The sequence below is a fragment of the Streptomyces sp. NBC_01235 genome (assembly GCF_035989285.1).
GTDB lineage: Bacteria > Actinomycetota > Actinomycetes > Streptomycetales > Streptomycetaceae > Streptomyces.
Genome location: NZ_CP108513.1, coordinates 5,086,902 through 5,109,525, shown reverse-complemented (window position 1 = coordinate 5,109,525; position 22,624 = coordinate 5,086,902). Strand labels below are relative to the sequence as shown.

Below are 22,624 nucleotides of genomic sequence, written 5' to 3'. Positions count from 1 at the left end.
ACGGGCTCAGATCCAGGTGTCGAGCCACATCCTGGCGCGCCAGTCGGCGTACGGGATCGTCTGCCCGGTGTAGACCGGGAAGAAGTAGATGAAGTTCCAGGCGATGAGCAGCACCAGCACCCCCGCGGCCACCGCGCCCCGCGTGCGGCGTCTGCCGTCCGCCCCCGGCGGACCCAGCAGCGCGCCCAGCATCATCGCCACGGCCAGACACAGGTACGGCACGAAGGCGACCGCGTAGAAGGAGAAGATCGTGCGGTCCTGGTACAGGAACCAGGGCAGATAACCGGCGGCCACCGCGCACAGGACGGCGCCGGCGCGCCAGTCGCGGCGCAGCGCCCATCGGTAGAGCAGATACACGAGTGCGCAGCACGCCGACCACCACAGGAGCGGTGTGCCCAGGGCGAGGATCGCCTGCGAGCAGTCGGCCGTCGCGTGGCAGCCGTCCCGCCCGGGTTTCGGCGACTCGTAGTGGAACAGCACAGGACGGCCCAGGATCAGCCAACTCCAGGGATTCGACTCGTACTTGTGCGGAGTGTGCAGCCCCACGTTGAACTGGTAGACCCCGTACTCGTAGTGCCACAGGCTGCGCAGCGGGGCCGGAATCCACGACCAGGTTCCGCCGCGGCCGTCCGCCCAGTGCCGTCCGTAGCCGTTGTCGGAGAGGAACCAGCCCGTCCACGTCACCAGATAGGTCACGACGGCGACCAAGACGACGGACAGCAGCGACCAGCCGAGGTCCTTGCGCAGCACCGCCCGGTACGGGCGGCCGGCTCCTGTCACGCGGCGAGAGCCGACGTCCCACAGCAGGGTGAGGACCACGAAGAAGGCGAGGAAGTACAGGCCGTTCCACTTGGTCGAGGCCGCAAGTCCCAGGAAGAGACCGGCGGCGAGCCGCCAAGGACGAACTCCTGTCCCGGCGAGGTCGCCCGTGACGCGGTCCGGGCGCACGTGGCCGTCCTCGCCCACGGGGAGGGCTGCCGCGAGCCGGGCCCGTGCGTGGTCCCGGTCGAGCAGCAGGCATCCGAACGCGGCCAGTACGAAGAACATGACGACGAGGTCCAGCAGAGCGGAGCGGCTCATCACCACATGCAGACCGTCCACCGCCATCAGCGCGCCGGCCAGGCAGCCCAGCGCCGTCGACCGGAACAGGCGGCGACCTGTTCGGCACAGCATCAGCACCGACAACGTGCCCAGGACCGCCGTCATGAAGCGCCAGCCGAACGGTGTGAGGCCGAACATCCACTCGCCGAGGCCGATCACCCACTTGCCCGTCGGCGGGTGCGCGACGAAGGCCGCGGTGTCGGAGAGCGGGATCACCCGCGGGTGCGCCAGGATCTGCGGGTCGGCGATCTTGCGGTCCGGCCAGGTGCCCTCGTAGCCGAGTCGCAGCAGTGCCCAGGCGTCCTTGGCGTAGTAGGTCTCGTCGAAGACGAGGTCCCGCGGCTGCCCGAGGCGCCAGAAGCGGATCGCTCCGGCTGAGAGGGCGACGAGTATCGGCCCCAGCCAGTCCATCGCCTTCGCGACGCGGAACGCCAGTGCCGGATCGAGGCGTGCGCGCTCCCAGAGGCGCGTCGACGGCTCCGGAAACGGCGGAACCAGGCGCTCGCGGACGCCGGTCCGGGGGCGTCCGGCATGTCCGAACAGGCGCAGACGGTCCTTCCAGTCGCCGGGCGCCGCAGTAGGACGGGTGCTGTCGAGGACCTGGGAACGCGGCGCGCTGCTACTCGTCACCGGACGACCCTAAACGGTGCCCCGAGTGGCGAGACGAACGGTCTCCCGCCCCCGCCTGGCGTGGAGCAATCCAAGTGGTTGCCCTTTGGGATCCGGCCTGGCCTTGTCGTGGTCGTCGCCCAGTCCTCGGCCGTCCAGGAAGGCACGACCTCGAACAACAGCAAGGGCCCTCGTACGTCACGTGGCCGCGGGACTGTTCCCGTCCGCTCGAGGGTCGCCGGCGGGCGGCGTGGCCACGGCGGTCTCCGGGCTCCACGTGGCGGTGACCGTCAGGTGGGCCTGGCCGCTGCCGTTGACGATGCCCAGTTTCAGGTCCTGGCCCAGCTGTACGCCGAACGTGACGGTGATCTCGGTCGGCGGCGTGGGCACGGCGCTCATGGCGTCGTGGACCTCCTGCACCAGGGGGCCGAGCGGCCTGAGCGTGCTGCGCAGCACGTCGGCGGCGACGGTGGCAACGGCTTCCCCCCGCCTGCCCACGGGGACGACCGGGCCGAGACCGTCTGCCGAGTCGTCGTCTGCGAAGGCGGGTTGTCCTGCGCCCGCGAGCAGGAAGCGGACGGTGGTGCCGTCGTCGAGGAGGTAGTTCTCTGAACCGGTCATGGGAAGAAGTGTGCAGAAGGGGCGCCTGGCGAGGACGGGCCGTGAGCAACTCGGTTACGAGATCGTGCCAGTTGGGGCTCGGGGAGCCACCCGCGATCGCCCTGTGTCCCGGTCAGGGACAGGGCGGACCGGACGGGGTTCCCTCCGGGAGGAGGTCGCGCTCGGCCTTGGTGTAGTCGCGCCCGGCGGCGGCGCAGAGTGTGCGGAACTGCGCTTCGGGGCGAAGGTCGAAGGTCCTGCGCCCGGCGCCGTTGTCGATGAGCAGTTGGTCCCCTGGGGTGATTCTCGCCGTCGCGTTGCTGATCTCCTCGACGATCTTCGCCGTCACCTCCAGAGTGACGGAGGAGCCGTCTGTCAGGTCGTGGATCTCGACCAGCCCCTTGTCCGCGTCGCGCGAAACGAGGCTGCCGTCCGGGTCGAACCCGATCAGTTCGTTCGACGACAAGCGGGATACCCATCCCGGCAGCTTTCTTCCGCGGTCGACGTCCCACACGCGCACTCGTCCGTCGGAGTTCTGCACGGCGAGGCGCGAACCGTCGGGGGTGAAGACGAGTCCGCTGCTGAGCGAATCCTCCGTATACGGCGTGTCGATGACCGGTCCAGTCAGCGTCGCGACGTGTCGCGGAGCTCGGACATCCCACAGCAGGATCTTGCCGTCACCGGCTCCAGCCCGGGTCACGACGGCCACCTGTCCGGGGTGCCCGGGGCGGGACATGAGTTGGCCGTAGATGAAGAGATCCACGAGGGGACCGTTGGTGTTGGGGCCGGGGTGGGCGGGAAAGGGCTGGGTGAGCACGGTCCCGTCGGCGGCGTCGAGACGCGCCAGCGTCCCGTTCTCGGTCAACAGGACGATCTCGCTCCCCTGCAGCCCGACCAGGCTGTCGATCTTCTTCCCTTTCTGTACCGCCACGGGGAGCGGCACACCCTCACCGAGGCTCTGCGCCGCATACGCACGGTGGAGGCCGCTCTCCCGCCCCCACACCACGACCCACCGTGAGTCGGCGGTCCAGGTGACCTTCCAGTCGGAGCTCTGCCCGGCCGGGATCCTCACGGACCTCAGGCGGGTACGGGAGGCATCCATGACCTCGAGGGTCTTCTCGGTGACCTTGGCGAGGAAGCGCCCGTCGGGCGCCAGCGCGTAGCTGCCGCCCAGAACGGGGTCGCCCTCGAACCGTTGATTGCCCGATCGCTCGGCCCGCACCGCCATCAGCGTCGTGCCCACCGGTACGAGAACGGTGAGCCCGCCGTCCTTCCGCGGCGCCGCCGCGAAACCCGTGTACTGGGCGGGAGCCTCGCCCGGGGTGGGCAGGCGAGTGCGGTAGGCCTGCCCGGTACGCGCATCGGTCAAGGTCGACTCGGCGTATCCCCCCTTCGTGACTCCTCCGTCGGCCGCCGAACCGTCGACGTTGTAGTTCCCTGTGGCGTCGCTGCTCGTACTCACGGCGGGAATCGCGGTTCTCGGTCCTGGCGTACGGCCGAGTGACTGGGTGTACCACCGGTCGCCGACCGCCGAGATCACCGATTCACCTCCGGCTCTGAGAAGCGGCTCGCCGGGCCCCATCCCCTTGGGCTCCGGGCCCGGGCTGTAGAGCTGCCGTCCGGTGGTGAGATCCTTGATCTCGAGCTGCCGTCCGCTTTTGCCCCAACTGCTCACGGCCACCGTGTCCGGGTCTGTCGTGAAGGCCGCCTCCTCCACCCCGGAGGCGGACACGAGGTTCTTCGCGACAGGCAGGCGGACGCCGGAGGGCACCTCCCACGCCTCGGCGAAGGGCGGGACACACTGGGCGTTGTTGTAACAGGCCCCGGAGCGGTCGTCCATCGTCAGCAGCAGCCGCTTCCCGTTGCTGCTGAAGTCCACGGTGGCCCCGAACTCCTTGGCGATCTCGTGTTTCCCGCGGTTCAGGGGGATGGGATCCTTCGGGTCGCTCATCCGCCACAGCCGGACCGAGTCCCGTGCGGCTACGGCGAAAAGGCGGCCGTCGGGGCTGATGGCGCTCGCGAAGATTCCCGCGGGGACTCCACCGAGCTCCGTGGTCCGGATCTTTCCTTCGAGGGCGCCGGTGACCACGGTGAGCGTCCACCGGTCGCCGCCCTCCGGTTTTGACACCACCACGAGCGTACGGCCGTCCGGTGTGGCGTTCATCTCCCTGACCTGGCCCCTCCACACTGACGGATAGGAGCCCACCAGGTACTGCCCCCGCGCGTACTGGTGCATCAGCGCGTCGCGGGTCTTCGGGGTGTGTTTGGTCTTCCACGCGGCCAGCGCCAGCTGCAGGGCGGTGGCAGGGTCGCTGCCGGGGGTGTCATCGGCGGCTTGGGCCAGCAGCCCCGCGGCCTGGGCCCGCAACTGCTGCTCGGTCCGTTGAAGGCTCTGCCAGGTGGATATCGCCAGCACGACAGCGAGCACGGTGAGAAGGGTCAGCGTTCCCACGGCGGCCTGCTTGAGGCGGGTCCCGCGCCGGGAGTGGCGGAGGCTGAGCAGGATGTATCCGCGCTCGTCGGCGGAGACGTCGTCGGGGTGCGCGGCCAGCCGGCGATCGGCCTCCGCGAGTTCGCTTCCGCTCAGCAGCCGGGCGGGCTCCCGCTGCTGAGCATGCCAGCGCCGCAGGTCGGCCCGCAGTTGCTCCTGCCAGGCGCGGAAGTCCCGGGAGTCGGCCAGCCACTGCCGCAGGCGCGGCCAGAGCCGCGTCAGAGCCTCGTGCGCCAGATCGACGATCTCCTCGTCACCGCCCGGGGCCCGGGAGAGGACGAGGAGCTTGCTCGGTGCCAGCTCCCGTGCCAGGTCGACGAGTTCGGGAGCCAGATCGGCGACCCGGGCGGGACGGCGCAGGAAGGCGTCCCCGTCAGGCCGCGCCAGTTGCACGAACATCCGCCGCGCACACGTCTGTTGGGGCTGTGTCAGTCCGGCGAGGGTGTCGTCCGCGTATCCGACGAGAGCCCCCGCCAGACCACCCTGCTCGTCGTACGCGGCATGCGTCAGCATCGACCGGCTGCGACGCTTCCACAGCTCGGTCAGAGCGAACTGGACCAGGGTCATCCGGCCGGGCTCGTCGCCCGCGTCCGCGACGATCCGCTCCGGCAGCCCCGGCTCGAACCACAGCCCCGGTACGGCGTCGACGGGCGCGGTCACCGCCCGCTCCAGGCCGTCGGCGGCCAGCGGCGCGAGGAACTCCACGGCGTCGCTGACCAGATCGGACGTATCGGCCGTCACCAGTGCTTCGAGGGAGTCGGGCCGCGCGGTCGCGACGACCCGCAGTGCCGCCGCGCCGTCCCTGCCCGCCAGAGCGACAAGCAGTCCGAACAGGTCGCGGGCAGCGGCCGCTTCGGCACCCGCGTACTCCTCGAGCTGGTCGACGAAGAGCACGTGGCCGGCGCGCTCTCCGCGGGCGAGGATCCTGCCGCGCAGCTCGGCCGGCACATCGTCGCCGGTCTTCAGCAGCCCTGCCAGTTCCTCCGCCTTGGCGAGCCGATCGGTCTCGCCGAGCTCCGGCTCCAGGACCCCCATCAGCGCCCGCGCCAGTACGACGGTCGCCCGTGCGCCGGGCACGGGCCGCAGCTCGGACACACTCATCCCCTCGGCCCGCAGCAGCGGCAGCACCCCGGCCCGCACCAGGGACGACTTCCCGCACCCCGAGGGCCCCGCGACCAACGTCACCGACCGCCTGCGGACGGCCGTGTGCACGCGGGCGGTGTCGCTGTCGCGTCCGTGGAAGAACTCCGCGTCGTCCTCCGTGAACGCCGCGAGCCCCTGGAACGGGCACTGCGGCCGCAGCGTCTCCTCGTCGACCAGTTCGGCCGACGGCAACAGGTACGCGGTGCTCTCGCCCCGGTGCGCGGCGACCGTCATCCCGACGACGCCGTCCTGCGCGTCGTCCCAGACCGGCGACCCGCTGAACCCTCCCGAGATCCGCGGCCCCGGCTCCTGCGCCTCCATCTGCACCCAGCCCGAACCCTGCCCGGCCCGCAGGGTGCCCGAGGCCCATACACCGCGATCGGCGCCGACGGGGTAGCCCAGCGCCCGGAACGTGTGGCCCCATACGCCGGTCCCGTCGACCAGCGGCGCGGGCCGTGCGCCCCCGACCGCCGTCTCCAGGCGCAGCAATGCGACGTCCAGCCCGCCGTACCGCCACGACACCACGGTCGCGCGTGTCCTCGGACGGCCCGTCAGCAGCGGAAAGTCGAGATCCACCGCCTCGCCGGGCGCCTCCTGCGAACCGCTGGGCATCCCGAGAGCCCCAGCCACCACATGGGCACAGGTACACACCACATCGGCGGAAACGAGGAACCCGGCGCCGACCACCTCGCCCCCGGCCGAGCAGACCCGCACCTGCGACGCCTCGAGTACGTCGCTCCCCCGTACCGCGGCCATGAACTCCCCCGCCTCATGACTTGTCTCCCGCCGTCCCACAAACCAGCATCCACGGCACAGTCCCCCCACACAACTGACCTACTGAAGAACCCGGTTGAGGACACACGCCCGCGGTCCCGGGCCAGGGAACCCGGCGCGAAGCGGATGGCTCCGGTCCGTGCGGGATGCGTCGAGGAGCCGGGCCGACATCGCCGCAGGGCTGCGACCGGCCGGGGCAGGCGCCGATGACCCGTGGCGGCACGGCGGGGACGATCCGTCCGCTCGACCATGCACATTTCGGCGGAACCCTCCCGCACCGTTCCGCTAACATGTTCGAACTCGCGATGAACGCCCCTATCATCCACCCTTAATCGGAAAACCGCGCCATCCGTCTTGATAAGTGACTTGTTTATCCAAAACCTAGCAAATTGGTCAATCAATTGGTACCTATAGCATCGCGGGTGTTTTCGCGAATAAAAGGCAGATCTGCGGTATCCGTCTGGCGTCAACCCCGGGCGATACTGTGGGCCACCGCGGCTGTGGTGGCCCTCGGATTCCTCATTGCGCTGGAGATCACCGCGCGTCACTACGGCCTGTCGGGGCCGATCACCTGCCAGGTGCGGGAGCTGATATTCGCCCCCAAATCGGGTTTCCTGTTGTACGCCAGTCTGGCGTTGATGATGGTGGTGCTCACCTGGCGGCAACGGTTCATCGCGACTGGTGCCGCGATCGGTATCGACATCGCCTTCCTGCTGGTCCGGTGGGCGGTCCACGCCAAGACGACCGGCGGCCACCCCTTCGGCAACGGCGCGTTGTGGGTGCTTCTCGGCTATGGGGTCATCGCTGTCACGCGCCGCACCGGCCGGGAACGTGTCCTGCTGCTGAAGGGCGTCGGGCTGGGCCTGCTGCTGGTGGCCGGCCGCAAGACCGGCGACACCTGGCTGCTCATCACCTCGAAGGCCCGCCCCGTGGTGCTCGACCAGTACGTGGCAACCGCCGATCACGCGCTGGGCAACCCGTCGTGGCTGGTAGGCCGGATCGTCACGGCCACCGGCACGATCGGCTTCAATTTCCTCGACATCGTCTACGGTCAGCTCGCGATGGCCGCGGTCATCGTCGCGCTGTACCAACTGCGGAACGTGGCGGTCGAGCGCCGCTTCCCGAGTCACCATCTGGTGCGCACGTTCCTGGTGATCGGCCTCCTCGGGCCGGCCGTCTACATGATCTTCCCAGTAGTCGGACCGGTCTTCGCCTACGGTGCCGGCACCGAGCACTGGGCGGGGGTCAGCCTGTGGGCGCACACGTCGTCCAGCGTGCAGTGGGCGGTGGGCGACCTGTGGCCAAAAACGCCGCCGCCGATCGATATCCCGCACCACATGCCATTCGACGGGACCACCCCACGCAACTGCATGCCCAGCCTCCACACGGCGTGGGCCACCGCGATCTTCATTCATTCCCGGAAGGGCCCACGGTTTCTGCGATTCGCAGGCACGTTCTGGCTGGTTGCCACGCTCACCGCCACGCTGGGATTCGGGTACCACTACGGCGCGGATCTCATTGCCGGAGTGGTGTTCACGCTCACGATCGAGGCAGCTCTGCGCTCGCTCGACCGCGGCTGGGATCGATCAGGGATCCAACTGGTCGTCTACGGCGCGACGGTCTTCACTGCGCTCTTGGTGTCCTATCGCTGTCTGCCGCTGGAGATGGCCAAGCACCCGTGGGTGTTCGGACCGCTTCTCCTGCTGGCGATGGCCTCAGTGGTCTACGGCTACGTACGGACCATCGCACTGTGGGAACCGAGGGCCGCACCGGCGCGGCAACCGGAACCGCAACCCGAACTGATCTGAATCGTGTCGCACCAGGTTGTGGGCTGAGCGCTGCCCGAGCGAGGCCGCGATGCCGGTGTGCGGCGGAGGCGGCATGCCGGCCCATGACCGGCAGCCGTCCCCGGCGGGCTCGCGCGGTCGTCGGTCCGCCGGACGACTTCCACCACTACGGCCTTCGTCACACCGGCTCCGCACTCTCGACCCGCTCGGGCGCCCCCTCGACGGCACCACGGTCCGAGCGGGCCGGTCCTCGCGAAGACGCGTCGATCTGCCGGCACTCCGACGAGGAGCGGCAACGCGAGATTGCCGCCGGCCTCGACGACCGGGTGCGCGCCGAGCCCTGTTCACACCCGTGGTTCTGGAGCTCTGAGCCTCGGCCGACGCGGTCGCAGCCAGCCGCGAGGGCTGGGCCGGGTCACGTCATGTGTCCCGGCCCAGCCCTCGCGACGGCGCTGTCGGCGGGGCCGTCTCCGATGACTTCTCCGCCCGCTGCCGCGATGAGTTCCGGCCGGGTCGCGAGTCTGTTCTGGTGAGCGTCGTAGGACGTCGTACGACGCTGCCCGGCACGAGACACCACGGAGGACGCCATGACGACCACGCCGAGTGACCCGACCACCGCGCTGCCCGGCCGCCCGCCCGTCGTCGACCTGGCCACCTGGCAGACCGCCCGCGACGAGCTGCTGGTCCGCGAGAAGGCCCACACCCACGAGGGCGACGCCCTCGCCGCGGCCCGCCGCCGGCTGCCGATGGTGGAGCTCGACGGGACGGTCGAGGTCGTCGGACCCGACGGCCCGGTCCCGTTCCTGGACCTGTTCCAGGGCCGCGACGAGCTCGTGGTCTACAAGCACATGTGGTACGACGGCGCGCCGCACCAGGGGCAGTGCGAGGGCTGCACCACCACGGCCTGGCACGTGAAGGACGCCGTCTACCTCAACGCCCGCGGCGTCTCGTTCGCCATCCTGACCACGGGCCCGTGGGACGAGGTGGCTTCCTACGTCGAGTTCATGGGGTACACCCAGCCCTGGTACTCGGTGCGCGGTGTGGAGGCGCCGGTCGGCGGCAGCATGGGTTACCTCACCTGCTTCCTGCGCGACGGCGACCGCGTGTTCCTCACCTACTCCACGACGGGCCGTGGCAACGAGCCGGTCAACGGCTCCCTCAGCCTGCTCGACATGACGCCCTACGGCCGCGGCGAGGCGTGGGAGGACAACCCCGAGGGCCGGCCCGTGATCGGCGATGTCCGCGAGGGGCACCCGTCCGAGGGCCGCCAGGCCTGCTGGTACTGGCGCTCGGACGCCGACGGCGTCGCCACCTGGGGCCCGACCAGCCGGCCCGTGCCACAGTGGACCCGCCCCGGCGCGACCCCCGTGGAGACCCTCGGCCGGCACGGCCACCACCACTGACGCGCCTTCGTCGACGGCGTCGGCAACAGCGGCAGCAGCAGCGCCCCTTGCTCACCTGGTCAGATCTCCGCGGGCCATCCCGAGATCGCTTCACGGGCTTCGATCGACGTCTCCGGCGTGCGGCGGCCCTGAGCCGCCGCACGCTGTCGTTCAGACCGCAGTCCGATCCACGGGGATCCACAGCTCCGCATCCGCCTGCGTGGCATCCTGCGACAGCCGGGTCCGCAGGATCTCGGGTCCCGGCCGGCTCCGGTACGGATTGGACGGGAACCACTGCGTGAACACGTCCCGCCAGAGGTACTGGAGCGCCTGCGGAAACGGCCCGGAGCTCTCGAAGACGGCCCACGTCCCGGCCGGCACGGTGAGCGCGTCCATGTCCTCGGGCACGGCGGCCCGGGTCACCACGGGACGCTGCGATCACATCCCACACACGGCCCAGGCCGCACGATCTGCCCAAGCTTCCGGCGCCGAGCCGTGTCAACGCAGCCTGGACACCGAGGAGTTCCGGCACCCATGCGCAGGGCGCGCCCGCTGGGGAGCGCGCCGGCGGTGCGACGCTTCAAGGGGCAGGGGCGGCATGTCGCATGCGAGCCCTCGGCGCGGTTCCCCGACAGGTGTCAAGCAGCCATTCGTGCCGGACCGGACACGCTTACGTCGCGCCGTATCCGCAGCCCCCGGGCAGGACTAGGCTGTGGGTGAGGCCCCAGTCCCCGGTATCGATGTTGTGTCCTGCTCCCGGGGAGGCCCACCGTGTTCGTCCTGCTCCTCATCCTGACCGCGGTTCTGTTCGGTTTCGGCTTCCTCCATCCCATCTGGTGGGTGGCCGCGGCGGTGCTGGTCTACGGCGTCACCCGCCACGGCCGCGATCGTGGCGGAGGCCAAAGCCGTAGCGGCAGTTCCGATCTCGGGGACTACCGGGACTACAAGGAGCACAGGGATCGTCGGGACCGCTGGGACCGCCGCTACAGCCGCCAGAACCGGGCGCGCTGGACGCGTGAGGACCGTCGGGACGGCGAACACCGCAGGTGACCCGCGAAGCGGCCTCCAGTCAGAGCATCACGGCGGGCGCGCCAGGTGGACGACATCGGGAGCGCGAGATGACGCAGGATCGCATCGCCCTGCAGCCCGGTCCCTGGCAGATGCACGTCTCCCGTCTGGTCACCCGCACCTGGGCGCGCGCGCGACCGGGTGGTGTCCGAGGCCCACGATCGGAGGATGGCGGTGTGACGACATTCCGGCGGCATGGGCGGTGCCGGAGTGCCAGGCCCGGGCCCCGCGTTCAGCGGAGATGCGGACATTGACCGCCCGGGGGCGGGCCTCGCGACCCTGCGAAGCTTCGCGCACCCCCAGTGGGCCACGGCTGAGGGCGAGGGCGTCCCTCCGCCGCGCGCGCCGGGGAAGGCGGGGAGCGGGAGGATTAGGCTCCTGGGACGCGCGGGGTCCGTTCCCTCTGGGCGGCAGTGCCCCGCGGAACCCCGAAACGCGAGAGGCGCGTCGCGATGAGTGAGCAGGACAACCGGGCCATGCACCACCCAGCAGTGGTTGCGCACCGCGCCAGCCGTGCCGAAGACCTACAACTGCGTATCGCTGACGCCATCACCAAGTTCGCCGGTTCGATGCCGTTCGTCTACCTCCACACCGTCGCCTTCGCGCTCTGGATGCTGTTCGTCGAGGCCAGCCCCTGGCCGACGTTGACGCTCGTCGTATCGCTGGAGGCGATCTTCCTCTCCACGTTCGTCATGATCGGCCAGAACCGGCAGGCGGCCTTCCAGCAGATCAAGGCGGACCACGATTTCATCGAGCAGGAGTTGGAACTCAAGACCAACACGGAGCTGACGCGAGCGATCCACGTCATGACCACGGAACTGCACCGCCGTCTGCTCGAGGACGGCGCAGAGCAGTAGCGGGCCCGTGCCAGGGCATGGGTCAGGCCCCCAGGCCGGCCAGGGGTTCGGAGTCGTCGACGAAGGCGCGGGCCACCTCGGCCAGGCGCCGGTTGTGGGCGCGGGCGTAGCCGCGCAGCGCGCTGAACGCCTGCTCCATGTCGATGCCCTGGCGTTCGGCGAGCTTCCCCTTGGCCTGTTCGATCAGTACCCGGCTGTGCAATGCCGTCTGCAACTGCTCGTTGAGCACGGTGCTGCGCTGGGCGGTGCGTTGTTGCAGCAGGCTGATGGTGGCGACGTCGGCCAGCGCCTGGGCGATGAGTGTGGCGGGCGGGTCGAAGGGGCCGGGGGCGGTGCGGAAGAGGTTCAGGGCTCCCACGGTCTCGTCCCGCAGGCGCATGGGCAGGGCCTGGACGGCACCGTATCCGCTGCGGTGGGCCATCGCGACGAAGTGCGGCCAGCGATCGACCTCCCGGGTCAGGTCGTGGATGATCACCGGTGCGCCGGTGCGGAAGCACTCGAGACAGGGGCCTTCGTCGTTCTGTAGCTGGAAGAGCTCCAGCACCCGTACCTGTTCGTCGGAAGCGGCCATGACGCGGAGCTTGCCGTCCCGGTCGGCGAGCAGGACCCCGGCGGCGCTCGCGTCGAGCATGCCGACGCAGCGGTCGGTCAGCAGGCGCAGAAAGTCGATGAGGTCGAAGTCGGCGACCAGATTGTCGGCGAGTTCGACGAAGGTCTTGGCCAGAAGCTGTTGATCCATCGTGGGCACCCTCGATTGAGACCAGTCCCTGCCCGAAGGGGGCGGGAAGTACGGCACGTTCCTCGGCCGGCGCCGATACCTCAGGTTGCCTCCTCGGGCTGATCCGGCTCCGTGTCCGGTGAGAAACGGAGCCGGCGGGCCACCACGTCCGCGGCCACGTCGGCGAGCCGGCGTTCCTGCGCATAGGCGTGGGCGCGGAGCCGGACGAAGGCCTCGTCGATGCCGACTCCGAGCTGGACCGTGAGCATCCCGCTGGCCTGGTCGATCTCCGCCCGGTATGCGCCGAGGTCCTCGAAGCTGCGGTCCGGCACCGGTCCGTCGGTCGGTGCGCCCGTCTCGTCGATCCTCGCATCGAGCACGAGGAGGGTCGCGAGATCGGCGAACGCCATTGCGTCGGCCAGTTCCTCCGTGCCGAGCACGGTCGGAATGCCGGCGTACAGGTCCAGAACTCCCGGGCTGATCGCCCCCATCTGCAGGGGGAGCGAGAAGACCGCGCGGGCTCCGGCTTCCAGGGCCGCGTCGGCGAACACGGCCCAGTGATCCTGCAGTTCGACGGTGCACAGATCGGGTGTCAGGACGGCCGAGCCGCGTGCGAAGGCCTCCACGCAAGGCCCCTCGCCCAGCGTGAGCTGGAGCTCTTCCAGCTGCCGGCTGATGTCGTCGGTGCTGCACAGCGGGTGGCTCGCCGCGGTCCGGGACATCGCCGACAGTCCGGCCCCTCCGACCGGGAGTGCGGCCACGGCCGCGGTGCACACGTCCACCACACCGATCCGGGCACCACGTCGGGCGGCCTGCTCGGCCACCAGTACCTGGATGCGGGCCGACCGGCTGTCAGGGCCCACTCGGGCCACCGCCTTTGGGCATCGTGACAAGGCCCTCCAGCCTCGCGGTGGTTCCTCCCCCGAGGGGAATCACCAGCGCACGCAACGGGGTGGGGCGGGCCGGACCGTGGAGCTTTCCGATGTCCGGCCACCCCGGGGAGAGGAGCGCGGCGGTGGTCGAACGATCGGCCCGGTCCACCAAGGTGGCGTCGAGTGACGCCTGGTGGTCGCTCGACAGCCCCTCCCGCACGGGAGGGGCGAGGACACGGTCCTGGGGGTGCGGCCGGACCAGGATGTCAGCGAGCGCGAAAGCCCTGCCGGACACGGTGAGTTGTCTGATGCCCCGTGGCAGTGTTCCGTCGGAGCCGAGCCACCGGGAGCCGTCGGCGCGTATCGGAGACCGACGTAATCGCACCGGAACCATGGCGGACGGCTCGCCGCCTTCAGGCTTCCCGGACCGCCGCTGCCGAGGGCCGGCCGTCATCGCACATCGCCCGAGAGAACAGGCGCCGTCGGGACCGACCCGTGCGGCGCAGCTGCGGCGCGCGCGGCCGGGGCGTCCCCGGGAGGAGAGGGCAGCGGGCCGAACGGAGGGCCGAGGAGGAGGAAGCCGCAGCCGGTGAGGTCGAGCATCCGAGCCAGCATCGGCGGCGGGTGGTGCAGCCGCAGGGCCCCACCGGCCACGGTGGCCTGTTGCGCGGCGCGGAGGAATGCGTTGAGACCGCTGCAGTCGCAGAAGCGGACAAAGGTGAGGTCGACGTCGACGGTGGGGACACCGTCGCGCAGGCACCGCTCCAGGGAAGCGCACAGCAATGGCGCGGAGTCGAGATCGATCTCACCGGACAGGGTGATCAGCGCCCGATTCCTTCGGTCCTGGCGGTACACGGTGAGCTGGGTGAGGAGCATGACGCCTCGGTTCGGAAGACCATCCGGCAGCGGACGCGGTGGTACCGGAGTCCCGGCCTCCTGGGCACGCTGCCAACACGGGCGTACGTTCGGCGGAGGCACAGCAACGGCCGGTCCGACAGCCTGCGCAGCAGGACAGTGGGCCCACCCGGTTCCCTCCAGGGATGCGCCGGGTGACAGACGAAGAGTCCGCACCCCGCAGCCATCTGCGTTCAGCAACAGCATGCCGCCGGGGTCTGGGACGTCTGTACAGCAGCATAGTCCTCGTGCCGTGTGACGGACGGTCCCAAGTCGCCCGATCCCAGGATGCGGACGGGTGCGACATCCCCACGGCTCGCCCATGTCCGAGGCACCGCACGGTGTCCGCGCGCGGAGCCGCAGCCGGAACCAGCCGGTCACCTGTGGTGAGTCGTACGGCTGCGGCTGCGGCTGCGGCTGCGGCGGCGGCGTGGTGGGAAGCGGCCGCGGCCCCCCGTCGCGGTGGTCCCCGTCGTTCGCCGGCGGACGCAAGCGCAGGAGCCCTCCCGTCCGCTGGACGGAAGGGCTCCTGACCTGGTGTTCGTCTGTGAGCCGGCAGGATTCCAACCTGCGGCACCCGCTCGAGGGGTTTCCCCGGGCGGGGCTGTGACCTGTGGAAACGTCGTAGGGCGAAGCCCCGCTACGGCGTGCCGGTCCTGTTGAAGCCCCTGTCGAGGTAGGGGTACTGGTCCACGACGAAGCCATCGTGGACCAGGCGGCCGATGCCGCCCTCGTCACGCCAGACCTCCTCGGAGGAACCGAAGGAGAAACCTCCGGACTCCTGGCGGATCTCGTTGGTGTGGACCCGGTAGCGCTGGCCGGGCTGGATGACCGTCCCCGGGGGGAAGGTGTAGGCGTGCCCGGTGGGCTTGCTCTCCACGACCCAGCCGGTCAGGTCCTGGGGCGCGCCGCCCTTGTTGAAGATCTCGATGTATTCGTCGGGCTGGCCCGTGCCGTTGCCCAGATAGCGCAGGTCGGAGATGATCACGTCCGGCTCGTCGAAGGTGAACATGCAGACGACCTCGGCGAAGTTGACTCCGCCCTCGGGGCTGCGGAACTGCCGGACGATCTGGCCGCCCCGCTTGAACCCGCTCAGGACCGCCCGGTACTGCTTCCCGTCGATCGTGACCGGTTGAGGGTGGATGAACTCCTGCAGATCGACCAGATCGTCGTCCACGGGACTGCTGCCGGTGCTGTTGGGTGTCTCGTTGTGGTGGAAGGCGAAGTTCAGATCGGTCGTGCTGCCGTCCTCGAACATGACGTTGACGGCGAGCATGACGTTGAACTGGCTCGGGCTGACGTTGGTGGGGAGATTGCGGTGCACGAAGGTACCGACGACGAACTCGGTGCCGTCGAGCTGGACGTCCGCGGCCGAACCGCGGAACTGGTACCCGCTCTGGGAGCCGCTGCTGCCCCACCTGACGTCGGCGGTGCCGAGCCCGTCGACAGGGGAGATGGCCGGGGTGGTGGCCGGGAAGACGCCGGAGGTGACGACGGTGGTCATGGTGCCTGACTCCTGCTCTCTCAGTCCTCGTCCTCGATGACCTCGGCCTTGAGCTTGGCCGGAGGCGCGGTGCCGATCTGGGCGACGCCGTCGGTGAAGCGGCCGGGCCTGGCGCCGTCGACGGCTTCGAGACCGCAGGTGTAGACGATGCAGTCCTTGTCCTGGTCGGTCGTGTTCAAGTGCACGTGGTAGGTGAAGGTCAGCGTGCGCCCGTCCTCGCTCACCTTGGCCTGGACGGGCGGCAGGCCGCCGCCCGTGGTCTGGTCGATGCGCTTGTACTGGGCGCCCACCATGCCGTTCCAGCGGAATCCGGTGGGGGCGGTGAAGACGTGCTCCCGTTCGCCGGCGTCGACGGTTTCGCTCCAGTTCGGCGTACGGACGCAGATGTTGATGGTGGTGCCGAGGCCACCGGGGGCGTCCTCGACCCCGCCTTCCTGCCACACCACGAGGTCCAGCTTCTGCGCACGGCCCTGTTCGTAGCCCCAGTCGTAGCCGTTCGCGTAGTGGTCCTTCTCCCCGCGGGTGCCGTCGCGCGGCGGGTCGGCGTGCGGGCGTCCGGCGAGCGCGTCGGCCCGCCCCTGTTCCTCTCCCCGTTCGTAGGCTTCCTTCTTCGCGGACTGCAATTCAGTGGCCATCTCCGAGACCTCCTGGGGCTGTGATCGAAGCGTGCGGTGAAAGGGACGTCCCGGCGCGGATCACCCCGGCCCGCAGACGACGGGCAGGGCCTGGCACCGCATGCCGCGCGGTTCACGGAGCACGGGACGCCTTGAGAGCGGTGGCCGGGAGACGAACGCACGATGCCGCCGCCGACGGCTTCGGCCGGGCGCTGTGCAGGCGAACGGCATGCAACGGGCCGTCATCCGTGTCCATGGTTAGCCCGGGCCCGCGGGCGGTATGCAGCCGTTCCCCCGTTTGGAATGCAGGACCGATTCCACGTCACTTGTTCGAGTGGAACTGAGGCACGTGGGGCGCACGGATGCGGAGCGCGGCAGCCCGCGCCCGGTGAAATCGTCGGCGCCCACGGCCGTCCGCCCCGGCCGGACCCCTTCGCCCGTCCCAGCGGCTCCTCCCACGTGCGGGTCAATCGCTCGGTGCGCTGCTTCTGTGGATGGGGCCCGGCCGGTATGCAGGGTGTCAGCGATGGCTCGGAAAGGAGACGGACATGCGGGTGACGAAGCCGTGGAAGGTGAGAGACGCTGCCCAGGCGCCACTGCGACGGTGCCGGGCGGTGACGGCGTGACGGCGAAGACCGCGGCCCGGACGTGGGAGCCGGTCTCCCCGGACGGGCACGACCCGCTGGCCGCCGTGGCGGGAAACGGCGCCGCCGGATTCTTCGGGGACGGGCTGCCGGCGTCGGAAGGGCAGGTGGCCTTCCCCGCGGATGTGGCCGTGGGACAAGGGGCCGTCTTCATCGCCGACCATGCCAACCACCGGGTTCGCCGGATCGACGGCGCCGGCGTGCTGACGACGGTCGCCGGGGACGGCCTGCGGGGCTTCGCCGGGGACGGCGCGGACGCGGTGCGGGCCCGCCTGGGCTTCCCGGCTGCCCTCGCGGTCGACGTGGACGGGGGTGTGTTCATCGCCGACGAGATGAACCACCGGATCCGCCGGATCGACCCTTCGGGCGTCATCGACACCGTAGCGGGAGACGGCTCCCGCGGCGGCGACGGCGACGACGGCGACAACGGTCCAGCCGACCGCGCCCGGCTGGACGCCCCCTGCGCCCTGGCCTTGGACGGCGCCGGATCGCTGTACGTCGGCGAAGCGGGCACACCCAGGGTGCGCAGGGTCGACGGGGACGGTGTCATCAGCACGGTCGTCGAGGCGTCCGGAGCGTCCGGACGCTCCGGTGCGGCCGACGCGGGCGAGGCGTTCCTGCCCGCGGGTCTGGCGGCCGACGCGTCGGGGCGGCTGTACATCGCCGACCCGGTGGGCCGTCGGGTGCTGCTGCTGGGCACGGACGGGACTCTTCGGGTGCTGGCGGGACCGCCGTACGGGACCGCCGCCGCCATGACGGTCGACTGGAGTGCCCCGTGCGCCGTGGCGGTCGACGACCGGGGGGCCGTCTACGTCGCCGACATGAACGGACACCGCGTATGGCGGCTGGCCGACGGGGTGGCCCGCGTCGTCGCGGGGCGGAACCCGGCGGCAGGTGCGGCGGCGGAAGGCGACGAGGCGTCGGATACCGCCGCCGACGTCACCCTGGCCTATCCGTGTGCCCTTGCCGTGGATCCGGCCGGGAGACTGCTCGTGGCGGACAACTTCCACCACCGGATCGCGGCCCTGCCGCTCACCGCTGCCGCCTCCCGGACCAGCCGGCCGGAACCGGACGACAATCCGGAACCGGACGGCAATCCGGAACCGGACGGGAATCCGGAACCGGACGGCAATCCGGAACCGGACAGGAATCCGGAACCGGACGGGAATCCAGAACCCGACGGGAATCCAGAACCGGACGGGAGCCCGGAACCGGACGGGAGCCCGGAACCGGACGGCAATCCGGAACCCGACGGCGAAGCCGAGAGCGCTCAGGACGCGGACCGGGCTGCCGACGCGGCGACGGCCGCGCGGCTGCTGGTACGCCAGGAAGTCGGGGTGGAAATCCCGCGCGGCGGGAGTGAGTTGATCCACGTACGGGTCTCGTCCACCGATGCCTGGGCCCCTGGGCGCGTGGAGCACCGCTTCACCGCTCCTACGGGCTTCGTCTTCGACGGCCGGGCGACGTGCGCGTACTACCGCGTCGACGGTTCCGTGGTCGCCGCTCCGGAGCCGTCGGCAGCGGTGGGCGAGGGCGGCAAGTCGCTGTCCGTGACGGACGAACCCCGTTTGAACACTCCCGGCAATCCGGCGGCGGCCCTCGTATACACCCTCGGCGTCCGGGCCGGGACGGATGCCGAGCCGGGCCGGTACACCGACGGACGAGCGGTGATCGCGGGCCGGCCGGAAGTGCGCTTGAAAGCGAGCGTTCTCGGGGACGACGAGGACCGGTGAGAAGTCCGGGAGGCCGGCCGCGAGCCCTTGAGCCGTCCGTGGCGGAGTGTCTGCCATAGGCGGCTCTTTGCGATGTCAAACCTCGAATACGCAAGTGAACGTTTCTGTGCTCCCAGGTCACCCGCCCGATCGTCACAGAGTGTGCCAGTTCGGAAACTGTGCGTTACCTTTCGAAATGTGTCCACGTCGACCCTCACGAGGCTCGGGCCCCCGGGTCCCTTCCCGTATGCCCCGCTCACCCATCCACTCGACCGCAAATGGCTGCACTACGCGTTCCTGTCCCGGTGCGGCCGGCAGGCCCTGATCGCCAACCTGTCCGTCCTGGGGTCCTCCAGCGGCGCTGTCTTCGCCGATCCGGGCGCTCCGGCCGCCGGGCGGCGCAGCGGCACCGGCACGGCGGACGAGGGGCAGCACATGGCGATCCTTCTGGTCTACGAGGAGGGGCGCGGCTGGAGTTCGACGCAGTTCAACGCCGAACAGCCCGAACTGCCCTGGTCCGCGTTCCGGTTGCCGCATCCGCGTGGTGAGTCGGGCGCGTTCCGGGTGGCCGCCCGGTCGGCGGCGCCGGCGGCCGATGTGCGGCTGACCCGGACCAGCAGGCCGTGCACCTCGCAGTGCGCGCCCTTCGGCGAGGACGAGCACCTGCGGTGGCAGTCGGAACCCGGCGTCCTGGGCGAGGGCACCCTGCGGCACGGCGACGGCACGGTCACGGCGACGGACCTGCTGGGCTACCACGAACGGGTACGCGGCCGGTGGTCCTGGCCCACGCTGGGGGGCTGGGTGTTCGGGTTCGTCAACGACCCCTCCGGCCCCGCCGGTTCAGCGCCGCCCTCGGCGGTGGTCTTCACCCTGATCCAGCCCGCGCGTCCGGCGGACGCGGCGAATGGATCGGTGATGCTGTGGCGCGACGGGCGCATGGTGCGTCACTTTCCACGCCGCAACCTGCGGGTCGCGGTCAGCGGCAGCCTGGACCGCGACCGGGTGGCGATGGTGCCACCGCTGGCGGACGTGCTGGGCACCCCGCCGATGGCGGCGGTGCCCGGCCGGCTGCTGATCACCGCCCGGCTCGGCGACGACCGTCTCGTCCTCGACTTCCGCTCGCACACGGCGGGACGCATCGCCAACCCGTCCGAAACGAGCCTGCGTCCGTTCAGCGTGCACGAGACCCTCGGCCCGTGCACGGTGGAAGGACGGGTCGGCGGGCGCCGTATCGCCTTTCGCACCGGGGGCATCGTGGAGTTCGCCGGCGGTGCCCATGACTGAGACCATGGTCGCGTTCACGGGCGCCCGGCTGTTGGACGAGACCGTCGCCGCGTTGTCCGACCGGGCGCCGGCCATCCTCGCCGCCGCCGCCGACCAGCTGCGCGGCATCCGGCTCGGCCTGCAATTCAACGACGGCAGCCATGCCACGCTCACCGCGCGACACAGCCGTCTCGTCGTGCACCAGGACAGCTGTCCGGATCCCGACGTCGAGGTCGTCTTCGACAACCGGGCCATGAACCTGCTGTTCGACCTCCAGCGTCCACCCGCCGACCAGGTCCTGCCCGACAGCCTCGACGTCCGAGGCTCCCAGGAGCACACCCTCGCCGTGTGGCGGGCCTTCACGCTGCTGTCCCAGCGCGCGGCGGGCCTGCGCAGCATGCAGGAACTCTGGGGCGCCTACCGCGAACAGGCCCCCCGGCTGTGGGGCAGTGCGGCACCCGTCGAACAGGAGCAGGCCGGATCGCCGGTCGACTGGACCGCGCTGGACTTCCTCGCCCGGCGCTTTCCCGAGGACGCGCCCGCACCACCCGCGCTGATCGGCGACACCACCCTCACGGCCCCGCGCCTGCTGTGGGACGGACGCACCAGCACGAGCTGGTCGCTGGAGGACACCGTCCGCGACGCGGACCTGATGGAGACCATGCAGCGGTGCCGGTCCCGCACCAACGAGGAGATCGAACGGCTGCTGCCGGACCGCGAGCCGCGCGTCGAGCTGTACGACCTCATGCGCTCCTATCCCTCGCGGCAGGGCAAGGGCCTGCGGCCCACCCTGACCATCGCGGCCTGCGCCGCCTTCGGCGGACGTCCCGACGACGCCGTACGCGCCGCCGCCGCGCTGGAGCTGTTCCACAACGGCTTTCTCGTTCACGACGACATCGCCGACGAGTCCACCCATCGGCGCGGTCTGCCGACCATGCACGAGGAACACGGTCTGGGTCTGGCGGTCAACGTCGGTGACGGGCTGAACCTGCTGGCCATCGACGCCGTCCTGTCCAACCTCGAATCACTCGGCCTGGCCCGTACCCTCGGCCTCATCTACGAGGCGATGCACATGTGCCGGGAGTCCATCGAGGGCCAGGCCATGGAACTGGGCTGGATCCGCCACGAGGTCGTCCCCGAGGCCGACGACGCCTACTTCACGATGAGCACCAAGAAGACCGGCTGGTACACCTGCATCAGTCCGTGCCGCATCGGTGCCGTCTGCGCCGGTGTCACCGACCCGGCCGTACTGGGCCGGTTCGACGAGGCGTTTCGCCTGATCGGCATCGCCTTCCAGATCCAGGACGACATCCTGAACCTGGTCGGTGAGGAGGCTCTCTACGGCAAGGAGCCCCTGGGGGACCTGCTCGAAGGCAAGCGCACGGTCATGCTGATCCACCTCTTCCGCACCGCGTACACCCACGAGCGCCCCCGCCTCTTCGACGTCCTGCGCCAACGCCGCGTCGACAAGACCCAGCAGCACGCCGAGGAACTCCTCGCCGCCATGCGGCGGCACGGCTCCATCGAGTACGCAACCGACCTCGCCGACCGGCTCGCCGCCGAAGGTATCGCGCGCTTCGAAGAAGACCTGCGCGTCATCCCCGAGAACGAAGGCAAAGCCGTCCTGCGGCAGATCGCCCACTACGTCACCTCAAGGCCACTGTGACCACCACCACGACACCACCCCCGCCGGGCGACCCCACCGCCACCGGCCCGCTGACCCCGACCGACCACCGGGCGTTCGCCTTCCTCGGCCAGGTCAACAGCCGTCTGCGCCAGTGCCTGTGCACCCTGGCCCGGTACGGCGTGGCCCTGCGCCGGCGCGAGCCCGCACGCGCCCGCGTCCTGCTCGACACGGTGCGGCCCTGGCCCCTCTACAAGGGTGGCCAGTTCCTCTTCGACCTCATGGAGTGGGAGGACCTCATGGTCGACGGCGACCCCCCGCCTCTGATGCCCGCCGAGCGGATCCTCGCCGCCTGCTCCCTGCCCGTGCAGTGGCTCGCCGCCACCACCGCGGAGGCCCCCACCGCGACGAAACTGATCCCCGGCCAGCGCACCGCCGCCGCCCTCGACCTCCCCCTGCGCCTGCTGGCCGCCACCGCCCGCGCCGCCTTCCAGGGCGCCGCACAGGACCTCACGGACTTGCTCGGCACGCCCGCTCCCCAGGACGGGACCGGCGACGACACCGGACATGCCACCGCCCCGGACGCGGAGGGCGCCGATGACGAACTGCCGCCCCTGGAAGCGGGGTTCTATCTCTACGAGGACATCGTTGTCGGCGCCCTCGTCGTCCTCGGCCCGCTCCTGGCCGACCACGCGCCGACGGCCACCGCGCCCCCGGCCTAGTGCCGTGACAGGCAACGTTCGCCCCGTCGCGACGCCCGGCACCCCCCACCGCCTCAAGGGCGTGGGAGGTGCCCCCACTCGCCGCACCGGCACGCACCGGACGCCGCTCCTTCACGGGCGAACGTTGCCTGCCACGGCACTGGCTCAAGGCGTGCGTCTTCGGCCCCGACGACCCATGAGCGAGCCCCCCAAGCCCGCCACCGGCGGATCCGCTCACGCGGACACCACCCACCCACAGAAGGAAA

The 22,624-nt window shown here is 70.5% G+C and carries 17 protein-coding genes and 1 pseudogene; 8 read left to right on the top strand and 10 right to left on the bottom strand.

The genetic code is table 11. The annotated features are described in order from the left end of the window. Nucleotides 1–6: 6 nt before the first annotated feature. The 3 genes from OG289_RS22480 to OG289_RS22470 all read right to left on the bottom strand — a co-directional run bounded on the left by OG289_RS22480 (nucleotide 7) and on the right by OG289_RS22470 (nucleotide 6,700). Nucleotides 7–1,731: a dolichyl-phosphate-mannose--protein mannosyltransferase gene (locus OG289_RS22480; RefSeq protein ID WP_327315835.1), complete on the bottom strand. Its 1,725-nt coding sequence runs from the start codon at nucleotides 1,729–1,731 to the stop codon at nucleotides 7–9. 177 nt (nucleotides 1,732–1,908) lie between these two features. Then, nucleotides 1,909–2,331 (bottom strand): CU044_2847 family protein, encoded by a 423-nt coding sequence (locus OG289_RS22475; protein ID WP_327315834.1) that lies wholly within the window; start codon nucleotides 2,329–2,331, stop codon nucleotides 1,909–1,911. Between the two features lie 112 nt (nucleotides 2,332–2,443). Next, nucleotides 2,444–6,700, bottom strand: a complete 4,257-nt coding sequence (locus OG289_RS22470) for an nSTAND1 domain-containing NTPase (RefSeq protein WP_327315832.1) — start codon at nucleotides 6,698–6,700, stop codon at nucleotides 2,444–2,446. Nucleotides 6,701–7,152: 452 nt separating this feature from the next. Between OG289_RS22470 and OG289_RS22465 the strand changes: the two genes are divergently transcribed. After that, a complete protein-coding gene (locus OG289_RS22465; RefSeq protein WP_442819094.1) occupies nucleotides 7,153–8,526 on the top strand; it encodes a phosphatase PAP2 family protein in 1,374 nt (457 codons plus the stop codon). Nucleotides 8,527–9,092: 566 nt separating this feature from the next. After that, on the top strand, nucleotides 9,093–9,908 hold the full coding sequence (locus tag OG289_RS22460; protein WP_327315831.1) for a DUF899 domain-containing protein: 816 nt from the start codon (nucleotides 9,093–9,095) through the stop codon (nucleotides 9,906–9,908). A 150-nt stretch (nucleotides 9,909–10,058) separates the two neighbouring features. Here the strand turns inward: OG289_RS22460 and OG289_RS22455 are convergent. After that, a pseudogene (locus OG289_RS22455) lies at nucleotides 10,059–10,313 on the bottom strand (GyrI-like domain-containing protein); the annotation flags it as partial. Nucleotides 10,314–10,658: 345 nt separating this feature from the next. On the opposite strand from OG289_RS22455, the gene OG289_RS22450 reads away from it, so the two are divergent. Together OG289_RS22450 and OG289_RS22445 are read left to right on the top strand one after the other, a co-directional pair. Further along, nucleotides 10,659–10,937 carry a hypothetical protein gene (locus tag OG289_RS22450; RefSeq protein ID WP_327315830.1) on the top strand — a complete coding sequence of 93 codons (279 nt, stop codon included), beginning with the start codon at nucleotides 10,659–10,661 and terminating at the stop codon, nucleotides 10,935–10,937. A 470-nt stretch (nucleotides 10,938–11,407) separates the two neighbouring features. Further along, a complete protein-coding gene (locus OG289_RS22445; RefSeq protein ID WP_327315829.1) occupies nucleotides 11,408–11,812 on the top strand; it encodes a DUF1003 domain-containing protein in 405 nt (134 codons plus the stop codon). Nucleotides 11,813–11,834: 22 nt separating this feature from the next. On the opposite strand, the gene OG289_RS22440 is transcribed toward OG289_RS22445, so the two are convergent. From OG289_RS22440 to OG289_RS22415, 6 genes are all read right to left on the bottom strand, one after another. Next, nucleotides 11,835–12,551 carry a GAF and ANTAR domain-containing protein gene (locus OG289_RS22440; protein WP_327315828.1) on the bottom strand — a complete coding sequence of 239 codons (717 nt, stop codon included), beginning with the start codon at nucleotides 12,549–12,551 and terminating at the stop codon, nucleotides 11,835–11,837. A gap of 80 nt (nucleotides 12,552–12,631) precedes the next feature. Further along, a complete protein-coding gene (locus OG289_RS22435) occupies nucleotides 12,632–13,393 on the bottom strand; it encodes an ANTAR domain-containing protein (RefSeq protein ID WP_327315827.1) in 762 nt (253 codons plus the stop codon). Beyond that, nucleotides 13,383–13,697 carry a hypothetical protein gene (locus tag OG289_RS22430; RefSeq protein ID WP_327315826.1) on the bottom strand — a complete coding sequence of 105 codons (315 nt, stop codon included), beginning with the start codon at nucleotides 13,695–13,697 and terminating at the stop codon, nucleotides 13,383–13,385. The genes OG289_RS22435 and OG289_RS22430 overlap by 11 nt, the downstream gene beginning before the upstream one ends. Nucleotides 13,698–13,852: 155 nt before the next feature. After that, a complete protein-coding gene (locus OG289_RS22425; protein ID WP_327315825.1) occupies nucleotides 13,853–14,278 on the bottom strand; it encodes an STAS domain-containing protein in 426 nt (141 codons plus the stop codon). Between the two features lie 658 nt (nucleotides 14,279–14,936). Continuing rightward, on the bottom strand, nucleotides 14,937–15,800 hold the full coding sequence (locus tag OG289_RS22420) for a lamin tail domain-containing protein (protein WP_327315824.1): 864 nt from the start codon (nucleotides 15,798–15,800) through the stop codon (nucleotides 14,937–14,939). Between the two features lie 20 nt (nucleotides 15,801–15,820). Beyond that, on the bottom strand, nucleotides 15,821–16,435 hold the full coding sequence (locus OG289_RS22415; protein WP_327315823.1) for a hypothetical protein: 615 nt from the start codon (nucleotides 16,433–16,435) through the stop codon (nucleotides 15,821–15,823). 601 nt (nucleotides 16,436–17,036) lie between these two features. Here OG289_RS22415 and OG289_RS22410 point away from each other — a divergent pair. The 4 genes from OG289_RS22410 to OG289_RS22395 all read left to right on the top strand — a co-directional run bounded on the left by OG289_RS22410 (nucleotide 17,037) and on the right by OG289_RS22395 (nucleotide 22,379). Beyond that, nucleotides 17,037–18,791: a serine/threonine protein kinase gene (locus OG289_RS22410; protein WP_327315822.1), complete on the top strand. Its 1,755-nt coding sequence runs from the start codon at nucleotides 17,037–17,039 to the stop codon at nucleotides 18,789–18,791. Nucleotides 18,792–18,968: 177 nt separating this feature from the next. Next, nucleotides 18,969–20,054 carry a hypothetical protein gene (locus OG289_RS22405; protein WP_327315820.1) on the top strand — a complete coding sequence of 362 codons (1,086 nt, stop codon included), beginning with the start codon at nucleotides 18,969–18,971 and terminating at the stop codon, nucleotides 20,052–20,054. Next, the gene (locus OG289_RS22400; protein ID WP_327315819.1) at nucleotides 20,047–21,699 is read left to right on the top strand and encodes a polyprenyl synthetase family protein; all 1,653 of its coding nucleotides are present in this window, start codon (nucleotides 20,047–20,049) and stop codon (nucleotides 21,697–21,699) included. Before OG289_RS22405 ends, OG289_RS22400 begins: the two co-directional genes overlap by 8 nt. After that, nucleotides 21,696–22,379, top strand: coding sequence for a hypothetical protein (locus OG289_RS22395; protein WP_327315818.1), 684 nt, complete (start codon nucleotides 21,696–21,698; stop codon nucleotides 22,377–22,379). The genes OG289_RS22400 and OG289_RS22395 overlap by 4 nt, the downstream gene beginning before the upstream one ends. Nucleotides 22,380–22,624 lie beyond the last annotated feature (245 nt).